Origin of the sequence: Duncaniella freteri (assembly GCF_004766125.1) — a bacterium.
Lineage (GTDB): Bacteria > Bacteroidota > Bacteroidia > Bacteroidales > Muribaculaceae > Duncaniella > Duncaniella freteri.
This window is the reverse complement of record NZ_SJSA01000002.1, coordinates 780,387-799,016: the sequence shown is the minus strand read 5'-3', so window position 1 is coordinate 799,016 and position 18,630 is coordinate 780,387. Positions and strand designations below refer to the sequence as shown.

At 47.5% G+C, this 18,630-nt stretch carries 15 protein-coding genes; 5 read left to right on the top strand and 10 right to left on the bottom strand.

Annotated features, from left to right (window positions below; translation table 11 throughout):
- Positions 1 to 20: 20 nt before the first annotated feature.
- From EZ315_RS13545 to EZ315_RS13505, 9 genes are all read right to left on the bottom strand, one after another.
- On the bottom strand, positions 21 to 1,127 hold the full coding sequence (locus tag EZ315_RS13545) for a tyrosine-type recombinase/integrase (protein WP_135472559.1): 1,107 nt from the start codon (positions 1,125 to 1,127) through the stop codon (positions 21 to 23).
- A gap of 68 nt (positions 1,128 to 1,195) precedes the next feature.
- Positions 1,196 to 2,089 (bottom strand): helix-turn-helix domain-containing protein, encoded by an 894-nt coding sequence (locus EZ315_RS13540; protein WP_135472558.1) that lies wholly within the window; start codon positions 2,087 to 2,089, stop codon positions 1,196 to 1,198.
- A 247-nt stretch (positions 2,090 to 2,336) separates the two neighbouring features.
- Entirely contained in the window at positions 2,337 to 3,770 is a 1,434-nt protein-coding gene (gene mnmE / locus EZ315_RS13535) for a tRNA uridine-5-carboxymethylaminomethyl(34) synthesis GTPase MnmE (RefSeq protein ID WP_370463780.1), read from the bottom strand.
- Entirely contained in the window at positions 3,770 to 4,486 is a 717-nt protein-coding gene (locus EZ315_RS13530; protein ID WP_170957555.1) for a DNA/RNA non-specific endonuclease, read from the bottom strand. Before EZ315_RS13530 ends, mnmE begins: the two co-directional genes overlap by 1 nt.
- A 195-nt stretch (positions 4,487 to 4,681) precedes the next feature.
- Positions 4,682 to 7,300 (bottom strand): transglutaminase domain-containing protein, encoded by a 2,619-nt coding sequence (locus EZ315_RS13525; RefSeq protein WP_135472556.1) that lies wholly within the window; start codon positions 7,298 to 7,300, stop codon positions 4,682 to 4,684.
- A complete protein-coding gene (locus EZ315_RS13520) occupies positions 7,300 to 8,058 on the bottom strand; it encodes a copper homeostasis protein CutC (protein ID WP_135472555.1) in 759 nt (252 codons plus the stop codon). The genes EZ315_RS13525 and EZ315_RS13520 overlap by 1 nt, the downstream gene beginning before the upstream one ends.
- A 37-nt stretch (positions 8,059 to 8,095) precedes the next feature.
- Complete coding sequence (locus EZ315_RS13515; protein ID WP_135472554.1) at positions 8,096 to 9,403, bottom strand: alpha-L-fucosidase; 1,308 nt, start codon at positions 9,401 to 9,403, stop codon at positions 8,096 to 8,098.
- Between the two features lie 37 nt (positions 9,404 to 9,440).
- Positions 9,441 to 10,619: an IS4 family transposase gene (locus EZ315_RS13510; RefSeq protein WP_135472553.1), complete on the bottom strand. Its 1,179-nt coding sequence runs from the start codon at positions 10,617 to 10,619 to the stop codon at positions 9,441 to 9,443.
- A 199-nt stretch (positions 10,620 to 10,818) separates the two neighbouring features.
- Complete coding sequence (locus tag EZ315_RS13505; protein WP_135472552.1) at positions 10,819 to 11,769, bottom strand: ROK family protein; 951 nt, start codon at positions 11,767 to 11,769, stop codon at positions 10,819 to 10,821.
- 221 nt (positions 11,770 to 11,990) lie between these two features.
- Here EZ315_RS13505 and EZ315_RS13500 point away from each other — a divergent pair, with 221 nt between their 5' ends.
- The gene (locus EZ315_RS13500; protein ID WP_135472551.1) at positions 11,991 to 14,150 is read left to right on the top strand and encodes an elongation factor G; all 2,160 of its coding nucleotides are present in this window, start codon (positions 11,991 to 11,993) and stop codon (positions 14,148 to 14,150) included.
- Between the two features lie 184 nt (positions 14,151 to 14,334).
- On the opposite strand, the gene EZ315_RS13495 is transcribed toward EZ315_RS13500, so the two are convergent.
- Entirely contained in the window at positions 14,335 to 15,672 is a 1,338-nt protein-coding gene (locus EZ315_RS13495) for a chloride channel protein (protein WP_135472550.1), read from the bottom strand.
- Between the two features lie 156 nt (positions 15,673 to 15,828).
- On the opposite strand from EZ315_RS13495, the gene EZ315_RS13490 reads away from it, so the two are divergent.
- Genes EZ315_RS13490 through EZ315_RS13475 form a run of 4 tightly spaced genes read left to right on the top strand, consistent with a single transcriptional unit; the run spans position 15,829 to position 18,590 of the window.
- The gene (locus EZ315_RS13490; protein WP_135472549.1) at positions 15,829 to 16,566 is read left to right on the top strand and encodes an acylneuraminate cytidylyltransferase family protein; all 738 of its coding nucleotides are present in this window, start codon (positions 15,829 to 15,831) and stop codon (positions 16,564 to 16,566) included.
- Between the two features lie 2 nt (positions 16,567 to 16,568).
- Entirely contained in the window at positions 16,569 to 17,504 is a 936-nt protein-coding gene (locus tag EZ315_RS13485) for a Gfo/Idh/MocA family protein (protein WP_135472548.1), read from the top strand.
- A complete protein-coding gene (locus EZ315_RS13480; protein ID WP_135472547.1) occupies positions 17,488 to 18,228 on the top strand; it encodes an SDR family oxidoreductase in 741 nt (246 codons plus the stop codon). Before EZ315_RS13485 ends, EZ315_RS13480 begins: the two co-directional genes overlap by 17 nt.
- Positions 18,213 to 18,590 carry a TolC family protein gene (locus EZ315_RS13475; protein ID WP_135472546.1) on the top strand — a complete coding sequence of 126 codons (378 nt, stop codon included), beginning with the start codon at positions 18,213 to 18,215 and terminating at the stop codon, positions 18,588 to 18,590. The genes EZ315_RS13480 and EZ315_RS13475 overlap by 16 nt, the downstream gene beginning before the upstream one ends.
- Positions 18,591 to 18,630: the final 40 nt, after the last annotated feature.

Genomic DNA, 18,630 nt, shown 5'->3' with positions numbered 1-18,630 from the left:
TTGAGCTTTAACCTTATCAATCATTTGAGGGTGATTGAGTTGGCGGCATCACGCTTCTTCTGGCTGATGACCTCTGCATATATCTGAGTCGTGGCGACGTTTTTATGCGTTAGCATCTTGCTGACGGTGTAGATATCTGTACCGTTGGTAATCAGAAGTGTAGCGTAGGTGTGGCGAAGACCGTGGAAGGTAAATTTCTTCTTGATACCGGCATCTTTTAGCCATTTCTTGAACGGTTCGCGGGTATGGGCACGGCTCAGTCCTTTGAATACCATGCCTCGACCTTGTTCACCACAGTACGACAAGGCTTCATCGCTCAATGGCAGTGTTGCCTGCGTCTTAGTTTTCTGGGTACGGATGCGCATACAGTAGCCGCCATCGGGTGACAACTCAATATTCTCCCAACGGAGCTGGAGAATATCGCTGATGCGAAGTCCTGTCATACAGGCGAAGAGTGATGCACGTTTTAGTACATCGACTTTGCATGGCGTGGCAGCCAGTTTCTTAACCTCCTCGATTTCGAGATAGTTGATTTTCGGTTCCTCCCAGTCAATGCGGTCAAGGTAGTCATTGACGTTCTCACGGAGCCAGCCTTCCTTATATGCCAACTTCAACAGAGCGCGGAAGGTTGACCAGTATCCGGCGGCAGAGTTGCGTGAGATTATGTTGCCCGTTTGTTTCACCCCGATTCTGAGAATGTAGGTGCGAAAGTCGTTACACAGTCCGATAGTCACGTCTTTCATCAGACATCTGCCATTACAGAAGTCCTTGAAGTGTTTATAGACGATTTCCCATTTCTGATATTTCTCTTTGGTCTTGCTCTCGAAGTATTCAAGAAAGTCCGCTTGTTTCTTGGTGCGGTCAAGGAAGCCAAACTCCTCATTGATGATTGCCAGTTCGCGGGTGGCACGGATGCCACGGGCTTTGAGCATGATTTCCTCGTTGTAATCAAGCTCGAACTTGTCTTTTGGATTACCGATGAGATACAGACCGAGAAACTCCCGGCGCGACATCTTCTTGATGTGCGGATTCCAGATGGGTGGGTAGTAGTCGAGATAGAGCGACAGTTTGCCGCTGCGGAGTTTTTCTTTTCGGAGGGTCACTTTGGTGATTGTTGCTGATTCCATATTATGCTGTTTTAGATTTATAATGTGTTAGGGAAAGAGGTGGTTGCCCGGTGAGAAAAATCACCGGATTATAACTCAATCTTTGGGTTGAATAACTCGGCTAACTCTTTGGCGTTCAGTTTGACATGCTTACCACAGCGGAGCTTGGTTATCTTGTATCTTTTGACGTAGTGATACAGCTGGTCACGGGTCAATAAGTATTTCTCCATGGCATCAGCCACCGAAATAAACTCTACATCCTCGGCTGACTTAGCACCCTTGGCCACATCGAAGTGATATTTGGAATAGTAGACCTTTGAACCCTCTTTGCGCTTTGGTATACCGATTTTCGACACCAGAGAATATATCGCAGAGAGAGTCATACCATACTTTGACTGAATATCCTCGACCGAATACCACTCCGTAATTTCCGGATTCTCCTTTCTCGCAGAGAAAAGCCGGTCGATATGGCTCTTGCTGAAATATGCCTTACCACGAAGAATGGTCTTAGGCACATTGTTCTCGGCAACGACCTTGTATATCCACGAATCCTTGACCCCGAACTTCTCACGAATTTCTGCGCGAGTATAAAACTCACTTATCGTTTTCTTTTCATTGGTTTCCCTTTTTGTATATGGGGAACCATCAAGCATTTTGTCTATACTCTCACGTTTGATAAGTGTCAAACGAGAACTGAGTTTGGCCGCAACAAGATTACCGCGATAAATCAGTTTATAAATACCCTGCCGAGTCATACCCAGCACTTGCGCTGTTTCCGCGACTGTCAGATAATCTTTCTCCTTAATAGCAGATGTCGTCGCTGGCACAGTTGAGTTTGCGAGTTGAATCTTCTGCTGTCTCATTCGCTCCTTATAGGAGTGCTCCGCACATCGCTTCGAGCAGAAGCGAGTGACGGTAGTCTGAGCGGTGAATTGTTTGCCACACCACTCGCAAATTTTCTCAATTCTAATGTTGCTACTCATTTCATTTGTGGAGATTTCTCCGTTGTTTGTAAATGTTCGTAAACCATTGACAACCATTGTCAACTTTCTCCACCACCTTGCTGACGCTTGTGGTGAAATGAGTCGCTGTCGTACAAAATCCGTACAAAATAGTGCATAAAAACGCCTAGCACTGACAGTTATCAGCATTAGGCGTTCTTGTAAGATTTAAGTTTTATCGTTCAGTAATAGTCAATTACTATCAATTTAACGCATTGATAATCAACCATTACTTGCCGATGCAGAATTGGGAGAAGATGGTGTTGAGGATTTCGGTGGAGGGGATTGTGCCTGTTATTGTGGAGAGGTGGGAAATGGTTTCGCGTAGATGTTCGGCTATGAGGAAGCTTTCAAGTCCGTTGTTGAGCCCATTTATTAGAGGTCGGATTGATTCAATGGCTTGACCAAGAGCTTCAGCCTGGCGCAGATTGGTGATTATGATGTCGTTTTGATCGGTGGTGTCTTTATTTTTTGCAATCTTTGTCAGCTCATGTTTCAGGTCGGATATCCCTGTGCCATGTTTTGCGGATATGGGTATCACATTTTCAATGGATATCTTGTCTGTATTGATTGCTTGTTTCGTTTTGGATGATGAGTCAAGCAGGTCGACCTTATTTAGTACAACTATTATGCTTGGTGATATTCCTGTGTCGGACAATAATTCCTCCGGAAGGTGGTTTCTAAGAGCGGTCATATCAAGGCTGTCATCCGGAACGGTCGTTGCATCGATGATAAGGAGCGCTATGACAGATCTGCTGATGGCTTTACGTGAACGGCTGATGCCTATCTGTTCAATAGGGTCGGATGTGTCGCGTAGTCCTGCGGTATCGATGAAACGGAAAAGGTAATCACCGATTTCAAGAGTCTCTTCGATTGTGTCGCGTGTAGTGCCATGTATGTCGCTTACTATTGCTCGTTCATCATCAAGGAGAGTGTTGAGTAGTGATGATTTTCCGGCATTTGTCGCTCCGATTATTGCTACAGGGATTCCTTCCTTTATGGCATTGCCTCCTTGGAATGAGTTGTGTAGGCGTTGGAGTTCATTATGGATATCGGTAGCTATCTGGAGCAATCGGTTACGGTCGGCAAACTCTACGTCCTCCTCCGAAAAGTCAAGTTCAAGTTCGAGAAGAGCAGATAGCTGTATCAATTGCTCACGTAGTGTGGAGAGTTTTTTCGAGATGCTTCCTTTCATCTGGCTCATGGCTATACGATGAGCGGCACGTGACGACGAGGCTATGACATCAGCCACACCTTCGGCTTGCGACAGGTCCATGCGTCCATTCATCACAGCACGTCGGGTGTATTCTCCTGGTTGTGCCATTCTGCATCCTGAACGTATGAGAAGTGCGATTGTCTCACGCTGTATCCATCGTGAGCCGTGTACAGAAATTTCAACGATGTCCTCTCCTGTATATGAATTGGGCCTGCGAAATACGGTGGCCACACATTGGTCAAGAGGTTCGTCGGATCTTTCTTTGTCGATTATTTCTCCAAGATGTGCTGTATGGCTCTTTGCGGAGGAGAGCGGTGCTCCCTTCCACAAAGAGTCAACTATACTGACCGCTTCCGGTCCGCTCACGCGAATCACGGCTATACCTCCCGTGCCTCCAGGCGTGGATATCGCACAGATGGTATCTTCAGCAAGGTAGAGGTCCATCATTACTTTTTAAGAGTGCTCCATTGGTGAAAATTACATTGGCTCTCAATCTGTTCCTCAACATCGTCGGGGAGCGTTGAGAAGAAATCATGACCGGTAAGTTTCTCTACCTCGTCAATGGATACAGCACAGTTCTGCATTCCTCCGACCACAGTGCCGTTCGGCATTATGAAACCTATGCCGCGTGCCGGAGTAGAGTAGGGGGCTATGATTACTTTGAAGAACCTGCGCGGCACCCATACTTTGGAGTCTCCTATATATTCCAATGGGGTCTCATCCATAATAGGACCGCATACAATATAGATTTTTCCATCTATTTGAGCCCATGTACGGCATTTCTCCTCAAGTGATTTCCAGGAACCGTTGTTGAGAGAATGTAACTGCGGGCACATGTTGGCGAATGAAAAGCATTCGTCCATTGCTTTCTGGCTCCATTTCATGTCACCTGCCGGAGCCATGTGACCACGGTCATATCCCGATCCACGGTAGTCATAGTCGTAAGCGCAACCTTTGATTTCGGGATCTACAAAAAATTCATCTCCGCGTGGCACCGTCCCATTGGTCTTTTCCTCAGTAAGTTCCCATGACACCCAGTTGGGGATATGACAGTCGGCATTGAACGAAACATCCATTCCTGTGTAGCTCTTTAGCTGAGAGGGTACGTCCGGATTGGTGACGACTTTCATAAGGTTGCCATACTCTCCAGGTACTTGCTGCATTTCCGGTTCCGGATTGTTGCAGCAAGTGAGAGTATTGGCTACCCAGAAACAACCGAGTAATACAAAGGTCAGAATGAGGGAAGAGAGTGATTTACGAGATGATTTCCTGCGGCTTGATTTTCTGTATTTGTATGACATGTCAGGTGTTGTAATTATGTGGTTAAATAGTTAATAAATTGGTTTCTGATAAGTGAGTTATTCGGAGAGTTGAAGAATAGTGTTGAGTAGTGTTTCTCCAAGTCCGATGGTATATCCCTGTTGTACAGCCACGACACGATTGAAAGTATCGGCGATAATAAATATCGGCAGATCTGAAGTAGTCAGATTAAGCCCATCTTTCAGAGCTTTCGCTATCTTACCATCCGGATCTGAGCCCCATTTGATTGTTGATGGCAGTGACTTGTAGAGTGAGGAATCAAAACGGCTGGCACTCTCTTCAGGCAGAAGCAGTACAATGCTTTTCCCCCATTTCTCAAATTCATCTTTTATTGCCGATATGTCATTGAGGGCGTGAGCCGATGGCTCGTGGCTTGGAGCTATCAGTCCGAGTACATAATACCCGCGTCCTGTGGTGGAAAGTATGCTGCGAAGTTCGCCCGACGGATCTTTATAGCGTGTTTCAGCGTCAAAGTTGCCTATTACTTCTACTCCGTTTGTCGCATGACGCACAGTAAGAGGGACGTTTGCTATGGCGGATTCCTGGACTGTAAAGATACGTATCTTGGCGAGCACGCTTCCGTCAGCCATGCGCCTTCCTGTCACCATCATATATTGTCCGGCATCCACTTCGATGGGCTCGGAAGCTATTTGTGACACAGGAAGAAGTTCTCCCAATTCAAGTGTCGACGGGATGCCGTCAGAGATCTTTGCGATGGTGAATTGTGGATAGTATTTCGGCTCAAGCCCTCCGTCGTGGGTATAGCTGATATTGATTCTGCCCTTAGGATTATTTGGCGTGACAACTTTTCCGAAAAGGTCTACATCAATCCATTTCCCTGAATTGTCGGCGTATTGTGTTTTGCAAGTCACAGGATCGAGTCTCGCCGGAATGCCGAAACTGCGAGCTCCGCTTACAAAGAATATTGCCGCGGAGTGGGTGTCAGCTTTTCTCCCTTTCAGTACTCCTTCAGGATGCATGCTGAATCCGAGAGGATTCCATGAAGTGTCAATGGTTATATTGTCTGATACCCATTTGCTCCATTTATCCGGGTTGGCACGGAAGCTGTTGCGTTCAGTTTCTGAGAATGCATTGCGGAAAACATGTTTATATGGAGTGAGCTGCTCCAGCCATACACGTGGGTTAAGTATGCTCTGTTTGAAATGCCAGCTGTTCACGTCAGGAGTCGCAACATGATCGCGCAATGTCTCTGCATTTATGTCATTGAGGTCTTTTACCGCTATGACGCTAAGAAGGTCGATCGCCTTATTGCGGTCCGTTTCCGGGACTTCGTTCAGGAACGATTCTATCACGCGCCAGTTGCCTCTTGCATCGGTCATTATATCTTTCACCTTTTCGGAGTCAAGACCAAGTTTTTTGGCAAGAACTTCTGACTGTTCCGGGGTATAGAACGTATTCATATATGCGATACGTATTGAGTCCTCCTGAGCCTTGCGCATGTCATTCATGGCAGTTTGTTCCTTTGTGACCGGAGGCATGGATGCTCTTACCGGAGGAGGCACGATGTCAAAATCAAATTCGGCCACACTTTCCGGAGAGTACTCAAGGGTGACAGTAGCGGGAGCTGATGCCGAAGCTTTGGATATTCCGAAACGGTCTCCGTCATATGCCCATATGATCATATCCCCTTTGCCGGCAACTATTGATGCTTTGCCATTGGCGTCAGCCTCCTTTGTGCACACAGGGAAGAATTCGGCATAATTGTAGATACAGAAACGTACTTTTGCTCCGGGTACCGGTGAACCGTTCTTGTCCTTCACAGTAACATTGATGGTGCTTGTCGGGGCGTAATTGCTTGTTACGTTTATGTCGGTATAAGCAGCGTTTGTGAGCAACACTTCTTCAGGACCGTCATAACGCCCTATGACTCTGGTATTCATCATCATGCCGCGTGATGCGGGTGCATTGAACCAGGCAAGATTAAGTACTGGCTCAGGCTCGCAGGCTCCCAGAAAGTACCATTTCCCATTAGCCCATGCCTCTACCCAGGCGTGATTGTCGTCAGTGTGTGCCCATCGCGGAGTATATATCTGACGAGCAGGAATGCCGACTGAGCGTAACGCTGCGACTCCGAATGTGCTTTCCTCTCCGCATCGGCCCAAGGCGGAGCGTATTGTCGCGCTTGGCGAGTTGGTGCGTCCGTCTGAAGGTCTATAAGTCGCTTTTTCGTGACACCAGTGATTCACCTCCAATATGGCGTCTTCCATTGACATTCCCTTTATGCGATCTTTAAGTTCGGCATAGAGATAGTCGCGTGAGTCGTCAAGATTCTCGTTGTTAACACGTGGGGAAAGCACAAAATGCCGGAACTCACGGTCGGGGACATCCTTGCCCCACGGCATCTCCTCGGATGCTCGTATGGCTCCTCGGATGTTTTGGAGGTAATATTGCGGAGTCCGGTCCATTATGTCAGGTAGTGTCATATAGGCATACATAAAGCGCAGTCCCTCTTTTTCGAGGGCTGTGACTGTATCGCTCTCCAGCAGGGCCTTTAGCTGAGAAGGCATGGATGATTTGTAACGCTTCTCGAAATCGTTTCTTGATAATGGTGTCTCTATCCTGTCTACTGCAAACATGGATGCTGTTGTGGCGAACAGTAGCATAGCGGATGAGAATATACGGCATATGTGTCGCATCAGTGTATGGTATTATATTCGGTGATTATGTCTTTAAGGTTGCGCACTATTGTGGCGGATGTGGTGAGACGTGAGAACTCGTCGGCATCAGGTGTGCCCATCTTCACGCTTTCACGACGGAATTTTACCGGGGAGGTGACTTTGGTTCGTGCTGATGCATGCAGATCGTCCGCTGCTGCCGCCTTAAGTATGGCTGGGGCTGTTGCTGGTGACACTCCGGCTCCTGCCATAATCCTTATGCGGCCTTCTGCACGCTCACGCAGATGCATGAGGGTAGGGATGCCGTCAAGAGCAGTAGGTGCCATTCCCGAAGTGAGCAGGCGGTCGCATCCGAGTGAGATGATATCTTCGAGAGCCTCGTCGGGGTCTTCTGCCATATCGAATGCACGATGGAAAGTGATGCTCATGTTGTCGGCTTCATCCACAAGTCTTTTACAGGTCTCCATGTCAATATCACCTCCTGGAGTGAGTGCCCCTATTACCACACCGTCAACTCCGAGACTCCGGCACATGGCGATGTCGGAGCGCATGCATTCCACCTCATCGGGGGTATATATGAAATCGCCTCCTCGCGGACGTATGAGCACGTGCACCCTGATGCCTCGTATATTTTTTGCGGCGGCTATGAATCCTAATGACGGAGTGACGCCACCTTCACCGAGTGCGCTGCATAGTTCTACGCGATCGGCTCCTCCGGCAACGGCTGCTTTTACGCTGTCGATATCTCCGGCGCAGATTTCAAGAGTGATTTGTTTCATTTTACCGTTTATGTAAATGTGTTACCCGGTTGTTATATCACTTTTTTATAGTCACTTCTATGATATGGTCAGGCACATCGGGAGTGGCGTCCATTCGGAGGATGGTACCGTCTTTGGATTTTTTTGTCTCCACAGGAGTGCGGGATGCGAAGGTCTCCGCTTTTTTTACTTTCAGGTCAGACGGAATAATGATCTCGGTGGTGCCTGGCTTTATGACATGAAGGAAGAGCCTGTCGCCGTTGCGGGTAGCGGTGCCCCACGACTGTTCGGCAAATGGGCTGCCTTCAGTCCCATAGATGGTTTCGCCGTTGACACTCAGCCATTCTCCCATATCCTTAAGTCGATCAAGAGCTGTTGCTGGAAGTTCGCCGTTAGGCTGCGGACCGATATTGAGTAGCAGATTGGCTCCGAGTCCGGCTGTCTTTACAAGGAAACGGATCAGTTCGGTAGTGCTTTTATAATTTGTGTCGATTACTTTGTAGCCCCACATGCCGTTCATGGTCTGGCATGTCTCAAGCGGAAGCCGGCTTATTTCCTGTCCGGACAGACCTGCTGTATTCTCTCCTGGAGCATCTCTCTCGAATATCTGTATATCTTCACCTTCGAATGGGGTGATATGATGGTTGTTTCCTACAAGGCATGCCGGTTGCAGGCGATGTATCATCTCGTACTGAGGTCCGAGTTGCCAGTCGAAAGGCACTGTGTCCTGATCGTGGTCCCATACTCCGTCAAACCATATGGCACGTATAGGTCCGTAATTTGTAAGAAGCTCTGTGAGCTGGGCATTCATGAACTTGTAGTAATTGTCCCAGTCGGAGTAAGTTGAGTCGCGTCCGGTGCTGAGCCCGGTGCGCCCACGCGGATAGTCGGGGCGAGTCCAGTCGATGTGAGAGTAGTAGAGATGAAGTTTGAGGTCCTCTTTCTGGCAAGCCTCTGACAGCTCCTTTACGATATCACGTTTGAAAGGGGTGGACTTTACTATATTATAGTCGCTTTGCTTTGTGTCCCACATGGAGAATCCGTCGTGGTGCCGTGATGTGAAGCAGATATATTTTGCTCCCGAACCTTTGATGGCGCGGGCCCATTCTTCGGCATTGAAGTCAATAGGGTAGAACCCTTTGGCGGCTTTGGCGTATTCGTCGGCCTTTACGCCGTAGTTGAGATACCATTCCCCTTGACCGAACATGCTGTATATGCCCCAGTGGATGAATATGCCGAAGCGGTCGGCCGAAAATTCTTTTTGAGAACGCTTTACCTCTTCGGACGGTATGTATTTGTCGGCGGCATATGCCGTAGTGGCTGATAATGCCAATGCGGCAAGAGCTGAGAATAAAATTTTTTTCATTTGGATATACTACTGGTGCGATAAAAATCGCGTTAGTTTAAAAATCATCAAATAAAGAGAGTTCTTTGACATTTTGGTCTGAATTGGTTGATGGGTCTTGTTTGGTCATAAGCCATCGCAGGTCGACACGCTCCAAGGCAGAGATTCTGATCAAGGTCGCCACCTCGGTAATAGAATAGCAGCTGTTATAATTGGCTTTTATTCTTGCTACCGTCAGATAGGCTATGATGGCAGTCCAAATGTGGACTTTAACGGCATTTTCGGAGAATCCCCAAAGATTCTTGACGACGATGTTCTGCTTAATCCACTTGAAGAAAACCTCTATATCCCAACGGTGACGATAAAGATTGGTGATTTCCAATGCGCTGACTTCAAAGTTATTGGATATGAAATCAACAATGGCATCATTGTCCATGTCATATACTCTTACGAATCTCATATCCTCAGGATAGAGCTTGCAGGACTTGTATCCGGTGACACGAATCCGAGAGTCTTCTATGATACTTGGGGTCGTATCGGGGATAGCCAACTGCTCTATGGTTGTGAACTTCATGTTCTCTTTTGGGCGTGACACCCAGAATGCCTGCGACTGATGGAATTTGAACAGTGCCTTGAAGTCAACATACGCCTTGTCCATTACATAAAAAGCGAATGGTTCCGGTGTGAGCATGTCGAGTTCGTTACTGTCATGCCATTTACCATCAGTGATATGGATGTTGGTGGGTATACTTCCTCGTAAATCAAGCAAAGTATGCATTTTAACTGCCCCCTTGCTGTATTTGCCCAACGCCCACGCTGCGAGTTTTATGCTTGTGGATATGGTCGTGGAGTCCAACGCATAAATTACGTTGTCTATGGTTATCTCTGAGAGTTGAACCTTTGAATACATTGGTCTAACCAATCCGATAAGATAAAACCCAAGTCCCTCAAAAATACGATAATCCCTGCTTTCGTTTGCGCGAGACAATGATGTATGGTTCACTGTGTTGCGAAAACCGAGGTGATATAGGATTTTCGAGTGGGCTTCCAAACATAGACAAATGTCTCTAAGTGAATCACACCCTGTCAATTGACCAAAGAGCAGATGAAGGAGGTGGTTGTAACTGGTGAGATTCTTTACATGCCAATCGCCTTTATATTGCTTTACCAGCTTATCGAACCAGTAGCGCGGTATAAACTCGATGACTTGGGAGAACACGAACTTTCCTTGATTCATAATCTTGATGCTTCTGAACAACAAGACTAATAAACCAAATTCAAATCAAAAAATCAATGTACTCTTGTATTTGACTAAATACTAATATATTAATCACAGTGGTTGGATTTTTATCGCACCACTACTAATTTGGATATAAGAGATAAGATTTGTTATTGTCTCGGATTAAGGCACTGTTGTGGTGTTAGGTGTGCGGTCTTCACCATGCTGCCGCTGCTGCACCGAGCACTGCCGCATCATTGTGTGGAAGCTGTGATGTGGTGATCTCAACCTGGTCTTTATATATGTAAAGTATATGCTTTGCGAGAGATTCTCGTATGGGGTTTATCAGATGGTCGCCTGCTTTGGTTACACCTCCGAAGAACACTATTGCCTGAGGGGATGAATAGGCACAGAAATTGGCGCAAGCTTCTCCGAGAATCTCACCTGTATATTTGAGCACACGTATGGCAAGCTGATCACCGTTGGCGGCCGCATTGCCTATATCTGCCGAGCATAGGTCCTTTGGAGGGATTTCACTCAGTACGGATTTCATGTCGGGGAATTCTGCGATCATTTCGATGGCAGTATGCACTATCCCTCTGGCGGATGCATAAGTCTCAAGGCATCCTTTGCGCCCGCAGCTGCATTGGCGTCCTCCGGGACGTATGATGGTGTGACCAAGTTCTCCAGCGAGTCCGCGGTGTCCGTGCACGAGATGTCCGTCACTGACAATGCCGCTCCCGATTCCGGTTCCGAGAGTAAGGATTATGAAGTCTGACAGACCTCTTCCTGCACCGTATATCTGTTCGCCTATAGCTGCCGCGTTAGCGTCGTTGGTGGCTGATACAGGGAGTCCGGTGGCACTTTCCATCATCTCTTTGAGCGGGATGGGTGATGGCCATGGAAGATCTACAGCTCCCTCGATCACTCCAGTATTGTGATTTACTGCCGGTGCTCCGATGCCTATGCCTTCGATCTGTCCTTCCAGGCCGTTGGCTGAAATCTGTTCAGTGACAGCTTTGGCGAGTGATGAGATATAGTCGGACAATTCAGGATATTCGCCTGTCATTATCTTGTCGCAGGCTACGATGTGTCCGTCTGTATCCACGATGCCGAATACGGTGTGGGTGCCGCCTATATCTATGCCCACTACGTAACGTTTTGCCATTGTTGTGAAATGAAGATTGGTAAATAACCCTCAAATTTAACAAAACTGAATGAACTAACCAAATTCGGGACGAATTCTTGTTGTTTTGTGCAATTATGTTTTAAAACACATGGCAAAAGTGATAGATTGTAGAAAAATATCACTAATTTGCGGACGCTTTAATTATTTGCTTAAAGCATATTCTTTAATTATTATTTACCACAACGACATCTCAGGAGAATATGAAAGTCTATCAAACCAACGAGATTAAAAACATTGCCCTTCTCGGAAGCAAGGGCTCGGGTAAAACCACGCTCGCTGAAGCTATGCTTTACGAGTGTGGAGTGATAAAACGTCGTGGCACCGTTGAAGCGGGCAACACCGTATCCGATTCTTTCCCGGTTGAGAAGGAATATGGCTATTCGGTATTCTCTACTGTGTTCTATGCTGAATTTCTCGGCAAGAAACTCAATGTGATTGACTGCCCTGGAGCCGATGACTTCGTGGGTAACGCCATCACAGCTCTTAACGTCACAGACACCGGTGTCATTCTCATTAATGCCCAATATGGTGTGGAGGTGGGCACACAGAATATATTCCGCACAACTCAGAAACTCAAGAAACCTGTGATATTCGCTCTCAATCAGCTTGATGGTGAGAAAGCGGATTATGAAAACGTGATCGAAGAGATGCGTGAGCATTTCGGCAATAAGGTCGTGACTGTGCAGTATCCGATTCAGTGCGGAGCCGGCTTCAATGCTATGATCGACGTTCTGCTTATGAAAAAATACTCCTGGGGTCCTGACGGCGGTGTCCCCACTATAGAGGAGATCCCTGCCGATCAGATGGAGCATGCCCGTGAACTTCATCAGGCTCTTGTCGAGGCTGCTGCCGAGAATGACGAGACCCTGATGGATAAGTTCTTTGAAGAGGGACATCTTACCGAGGATGAGATGCGTGCAGGCATCCGTAAAGGTCTTGTGGACCGTTCGATCTACCCTGTGTTCTGCGTAAGTGCAGCTAAGGACATGGGTGTGAGGCGTATGATGGAATTCCTTGGCAATGTGGTGCCTTTTGTCAATGATATGCCTGCTCCGGTAACTACAGACAATGTCGAGGTCAAGCCTGACAGCAATGCACCTCTTTCATTATATTTCTTCAAGACGACTGTGGAGCCTCATATCGGTGAGGTCAGCTATTTCAAGGTGATGTCGGGTACGCTTACTCCAGGTGTCGATCTTGACAACGTGACACGAGGCTCGAAAGAACGTATCGCGCAGCTCTATTGTGTGTGCGGAGGCATTAAGTCTCAGGTGGATAAGCTCTGTGCCGGCGACATCGGAGCTACGGTCAAGCTTAAGGATGTGCGCACCGGCAACACTCTTGATGCCAAGGATTGCGATTATCGTTTCGATTTCATCCGTTATCCCGAACCTAAGTATCGCCGGGCTATCCGTCCTGTCACTGAAAGTGATGCCGAGAAACTGATGACTATTCTTACCCGTATGCATGAAGAGGATCCCACATGGGTTGTCGAGCAGAGTAAGGAACTGAAACAGACTATTCTTTCAGGTCAGGGCGAGTTCCATCTGCGCACTCTCAAGTGGCGTGTGGAGAACAACGATAAGCTCCCGATCATGTTTGAGGAGCCGCGCATACCTTATCGTGAGACCATCACCAAGGCAGCACGTGCCGACTATCGTCACAAGAAGCAGAGCGGTGGTGCAGGTCAGTTTGGTGAAGTACATCTCATCATTGAGCCTTATACAGAGGGAATGCCTGCTCCTGACACATATAAGTTCGGCAGTCAGGAATTCAAGATGAGTGTACGTGACACTCAGGAGATACCTCTGTCATGGGGTGGCAAACTTGTGGTCCACAACTGTATTGTTGGTGGTGCCATTGATGCCCGGTTTATTCCTGCCATAGTCAAGGGGCTTATGGACCGTATGGAACAGGGTCCGCTGACAGGTAGCTATGCCCGTGATGTAAGAGTATGTATCTACGACGGCAAGATGCATCCTGTTGACTCAAATGAGATCTCTTTCCGTCTGGCAGGCCGCAACGCTTTCTCCGAAGCATTCCGCAATGCCAATCCTAAGGTACTTGAACCTATCTATGATGTGGAGGTTATGGTGCCGGGTGATGTGATGGGCGATGTGATGAGCGATCTTCAGGGACGTCGAGCCATAATCATGGGCATGGAAAGTGATAACGGTTTTGAGAAGATTATTGCTAAAGTTCCTCTCAAGGAAATGGGCAGTTACTCTACAGCTCTGTCATCGATCACAGGCGGGCGTTCGGCATTCACCATGAAGTTCGCATCCTATGAACTTGTTCCTTCCGATGTTCAGGACAAGCTTCTCAAGGAGTACGCCGAGAAGAGCCAGGCTGATGAATAGAATACTTAACGCTGGACACAGGATTAGTACAAACCTAATCATATATCAGATATAATTAAAGGTTAGATTTTTTCGTACAATCTTGCTGAAAAATCTCTCTTAACGTTCAGCAGTCTCAGCAATAATCAATCGGGACAGACCGGGGTCAGTGGCGGTCTGTCCCGATATATTTATTATCTGTGCCTTATCTTTTATTCCGGATTGACAGGCACCATACTGTGGCATATGATACCACGGAGCATATGACCACAGGAAACATCATTCCATAATATCCGGTCATCTCCACTACAATGAACATTGACATGAGCGGAGCCTGGATTATTCCCGCCATAGTGCCCGCCATTGCTATAAGTGCGCAGTTGCCGAGAGGCAGTTGAAGCCCGAAAAGATGGTTGAGCAGTCCACCGAAAAAGAATCCTGCCATACACCCTGCAAAAAGGGTGGGGGCAAAGTCTCCTGCCACACCGCCTCCGCTGTTAGTGGCTGCACATGCTACACCCTTCACAGCTGCAACCGCACCACACACTATCATCACAGTCTCAACAGTGGGCATTCCTTGCTTGTGCCAGAATGAGAATTCGGTCATTGTGTGCAGGTCTCCGTCGATAAGATTAGCCATTGTGGAATATCCCTCGCCATAGAGTGATGGGAACATAAATACAAGCACCGAAAGGATGCCGCCGGATACCAGGGCTCTTACCCATGGCGAGCGTAACTTTTCAAGTAGTGTGCCGGTCCATCCTGCCATCCGGTAATAGAATATCGAGTATACGCCGCAGAGCACACCCAGCACAATGATCCATCCGCTCATGTGAGGGTCGAAGTACTGAGGATGAGTCAATGGGACGTCGAGAGTGAATCCTGTGAGGCCATAGCTTGTCATACCGCCTATGACACATGCTATGGTCAGAGCTATCATCGATACAGTGGACATTGACATCCCCATGACTTCGAGCGTGAACATCATCCCTCCTATCGGTGCCTTGAATATGCCAGCGATTCCTGCTCCTGCGCCGCATCCTATGATTATCATCATCAGTCGAGGCGGTAGTCCCACCCATCGCCCAAGTTGGCTCGCGAGTGCTGCTCCGGTGGAGGCTATAGGACCTTCGGCTCCTGCTGACCCTCCGAATCCAAGGGTCAGTGTGGATGCCATTATCGGACCATAGGTATATGTGGCCGGGATATCACAGATTTTCTGTTTCACCATTGCATCGATCTTATCGAGACCATGCTCGATATTACGTCTGAAACCGTAGCGTTGGAGTGCCACTGTGAGTACGATTCCTGCGAGTGGCACAATGAGAAGTGCCCAGTTGACACCGACAATGCTGAAATGGTTGACAACCAGTATAGACAGCCATCTGATGATGGATTTAAGCAGAAATGCGCATCCACCAGTGATAAGTCCTACGAGTGCCGCAAGTACATACAGCGATACAGACGGAGGCAAAGATCCAAGCTGCCATTGCGGCTCGGCATATGTGTTGTCGCAGGTGTTGTTAGGGGTGTCGGTTGGCATGGTTGAAACGGTTGTTTCTAATAATAACGTACATGTGTGTTATTGAGTTTTGCATTTCCAACATTTGCATAATCGCCGGAATGTGTATAACTTTGTTTCCTGCAAGCTGTATGGGATGAGCCTTTTGGGCATTCCTACAGAAAATATAGATGAATTATGAATATTCTGATTACCATATGTGCGCGAGGGGGGTCGAAAGGGATTCCCGGTAAGAATATAAAACCGGTTGGAGGAAAACCGTTGCTGGCATATTCTGTTGAGACGGCAAGGCGTTTTTCCGATCGTTTTGCCTCGCAAAAGGACTCGGATGGGAATAATGGTGTGGACACAGTGCTTTCCACCGACTCTGAAGCTATCAAGAGTGTGGCGCGGGAGTATGGACTTTCTACCGATTATGTACGTCCTGACTATCTTGCGAATGACACCTGTGGTAAGCCTGATGCCATCCGTGATGTGCTATGCTATGCTCAGGAACACTATGGCAGGAATTACGACTATGTGATAGATCTTGATGTGACGTCACCCATCCGTACGGTCGAAGATGTTGAGGCCTGTCTCAGGCTTATTATTGCCAATCCTGAAGCCAAGACGATATTTTCGGTTAATCCATGTGCCCGCAATCCTTATTTCAATCAGGTCCAGGAAGATGGGAATGGATATTGCCAAGTGGTGCTTGGAGGAAAATACACCACGCGCCAAAGTGCTCCGAAGGTATATGATATGAACGCGTCGATCTATGTATACCGTCCCGAGGCACTGATGTGTGAGCATCCCAGAGCCGTGACTGATAAGTCATTGTTTTATGTTATGGACCATGTGTGTTTCGATCTTGACGAACCGTCCGATTATGATTACCTCGCCTATCTTATAGAGACAGGTAAAATAGAGTTGTGACGATGAGGGTGCTCGTAATAGGCTTAGGCTCAATTGCACGTAAGCACATCGCAGCCCTGAGGAATATTGATCCGGAAGCAGAGATCCTGGCTCTGCGCTCATCCATTGGAGCACCATCCTGTGATGGTGTGCGTGATATATATGACATCTCTGCGATAAAGGGGACAAAGATAGATTTCGCAATCATATCCACTCCTACTTCCGAGCATCTAAGGTCGCTTATGGCTGCACGAGAATTGGATTGTCCTCTTTTTATAGAGAAGCCTGTGCATCATACGCTTGAATGCGAATCTGTTGTGCGAGAGCTCATGTCGTCAGGTGTATTGACCTATGTTGCGTGCAATCTTCGTTTTCTTGATTCCATCCGTTTCATCAAGAACGCCGTAGAGACACGTGGAGTGGCAGTCAATGAGGTGAACGTATATTGCGGGTCCTATCTGCCAGAATGGCGTAAGGATGCCGATTTCCGGAAGGTGTATTCATCTGTCCCGGAGATGGGTGGAGGTGTCAATATTGATCTTATTCATGAGATTGATTACCTTTACTGGATATTTGGCATACCGGAAAGCGTCGTCAAGGTCCTTAGGAACGGTTCCTCTCTTGGCATTAGAGCCGTGGACTATGCCAACTATACAATGGACTACGGCAACTTCTGTGCGAGTGTGGTGTTGAATTACTATCGGCGTGACTATAAACGGACTTTGGAGATTGTATGGGAGGACGAGACATGGTTATGTGATCTCGCCCGGAATATGGTCGTCCGGACATCCGACGGTCAAGTGTTGTTCCGGTCGGATGATTCAATACTTGATACGTACGAGGCGCAGTTAAGATATTTTGCAGATCTTGTAAGAAACAATAAGAAAGAATCCTTTAACACTGTGGGTGATGCTCTCAGTGTGCTTAAAATATGTTTGGACGATGAATCTGAAAGATAAAGTAATCATAGTTACAGGCGGACGCGGCCTGATAGGGCGCGAGATAGTCAGGGAATTGAATGACCACGGAGCAAGAGTGGTGGATGCCGATATCTCCTGTGAGACAGATGCGGATAAAGGCACTTATGGACTTGACATGGGATCGAATGAGTCTATTGACGGTCTGATAGAGTTTACAGTCAATAATTACGGACGTATCGACGGACTCATCAATGCTGCATATCCACACACCAAGGATTGGGGGAGATACCGGTTTGAGGATACGCCGTTTGAGCACTGGGAGGAGAATGTGAGATTGCAGCTGAACTCTGTGTTCTACATCGATCGTCAGGTGTCGCTCGTGATGGAGCGTCAGGGCTACGGCTCTATAGTCAATTTCGGTTCCATTTACGGTATCGTAGGCAATGATTTCACGATCTATGAGGACTACGGAGGCACATCCCCTGTGGAATATTGCGCCATAAAGGGTGGAATAATAAATTTCACACGCTATATGGCATCCTATTTGGGGAAATACGGTATCCGAGTCAACTGCGTATGCCCGGGCGGCATATGGGATCACCAGCGTGAGGAATTCGTAAGGAACTATAATCACCGTTGTCCCATGAAACGTATGGGCAATCCTGACGACATAGCCCCGCTGTGTCTCTTCCTCGTATCGGATGGAGCGAAGTATATCACAGGTCAGATAATTGCCGCTGACGGCGGATGGACCGCGATATAGCGGCTTATTATATTTCCGGAAAAGAGATTGTGAAACATGTCAGGGAATCTCTCGATTTCAGTCAGGATATATTCGTGCTTGTGGAGCGATTCAACAACCAGCGCGAGCAAGTGGCGATAGCTTCTAAGGCTGGTGAGACAGCCGGCCGACGCTATTCCGCCAATGTGGAGACATTCATGATAGGTAAGTTGTCGGTACTTGATCTCAATGATTCACATATCAGGAATGATGAATCACGTTGCGATTATATCAATCAGTTATTCCAGTACTGGTACTATTATTATCAGCTCCGCAGCCTCACTCTCACTGACCCATGTACAGGGCGACCTCTAACATCGGAAATATACAGGCTTGTAAGATGAGAATACTGTTTGATAAAACCTGTACATGTGCTTCGGCACT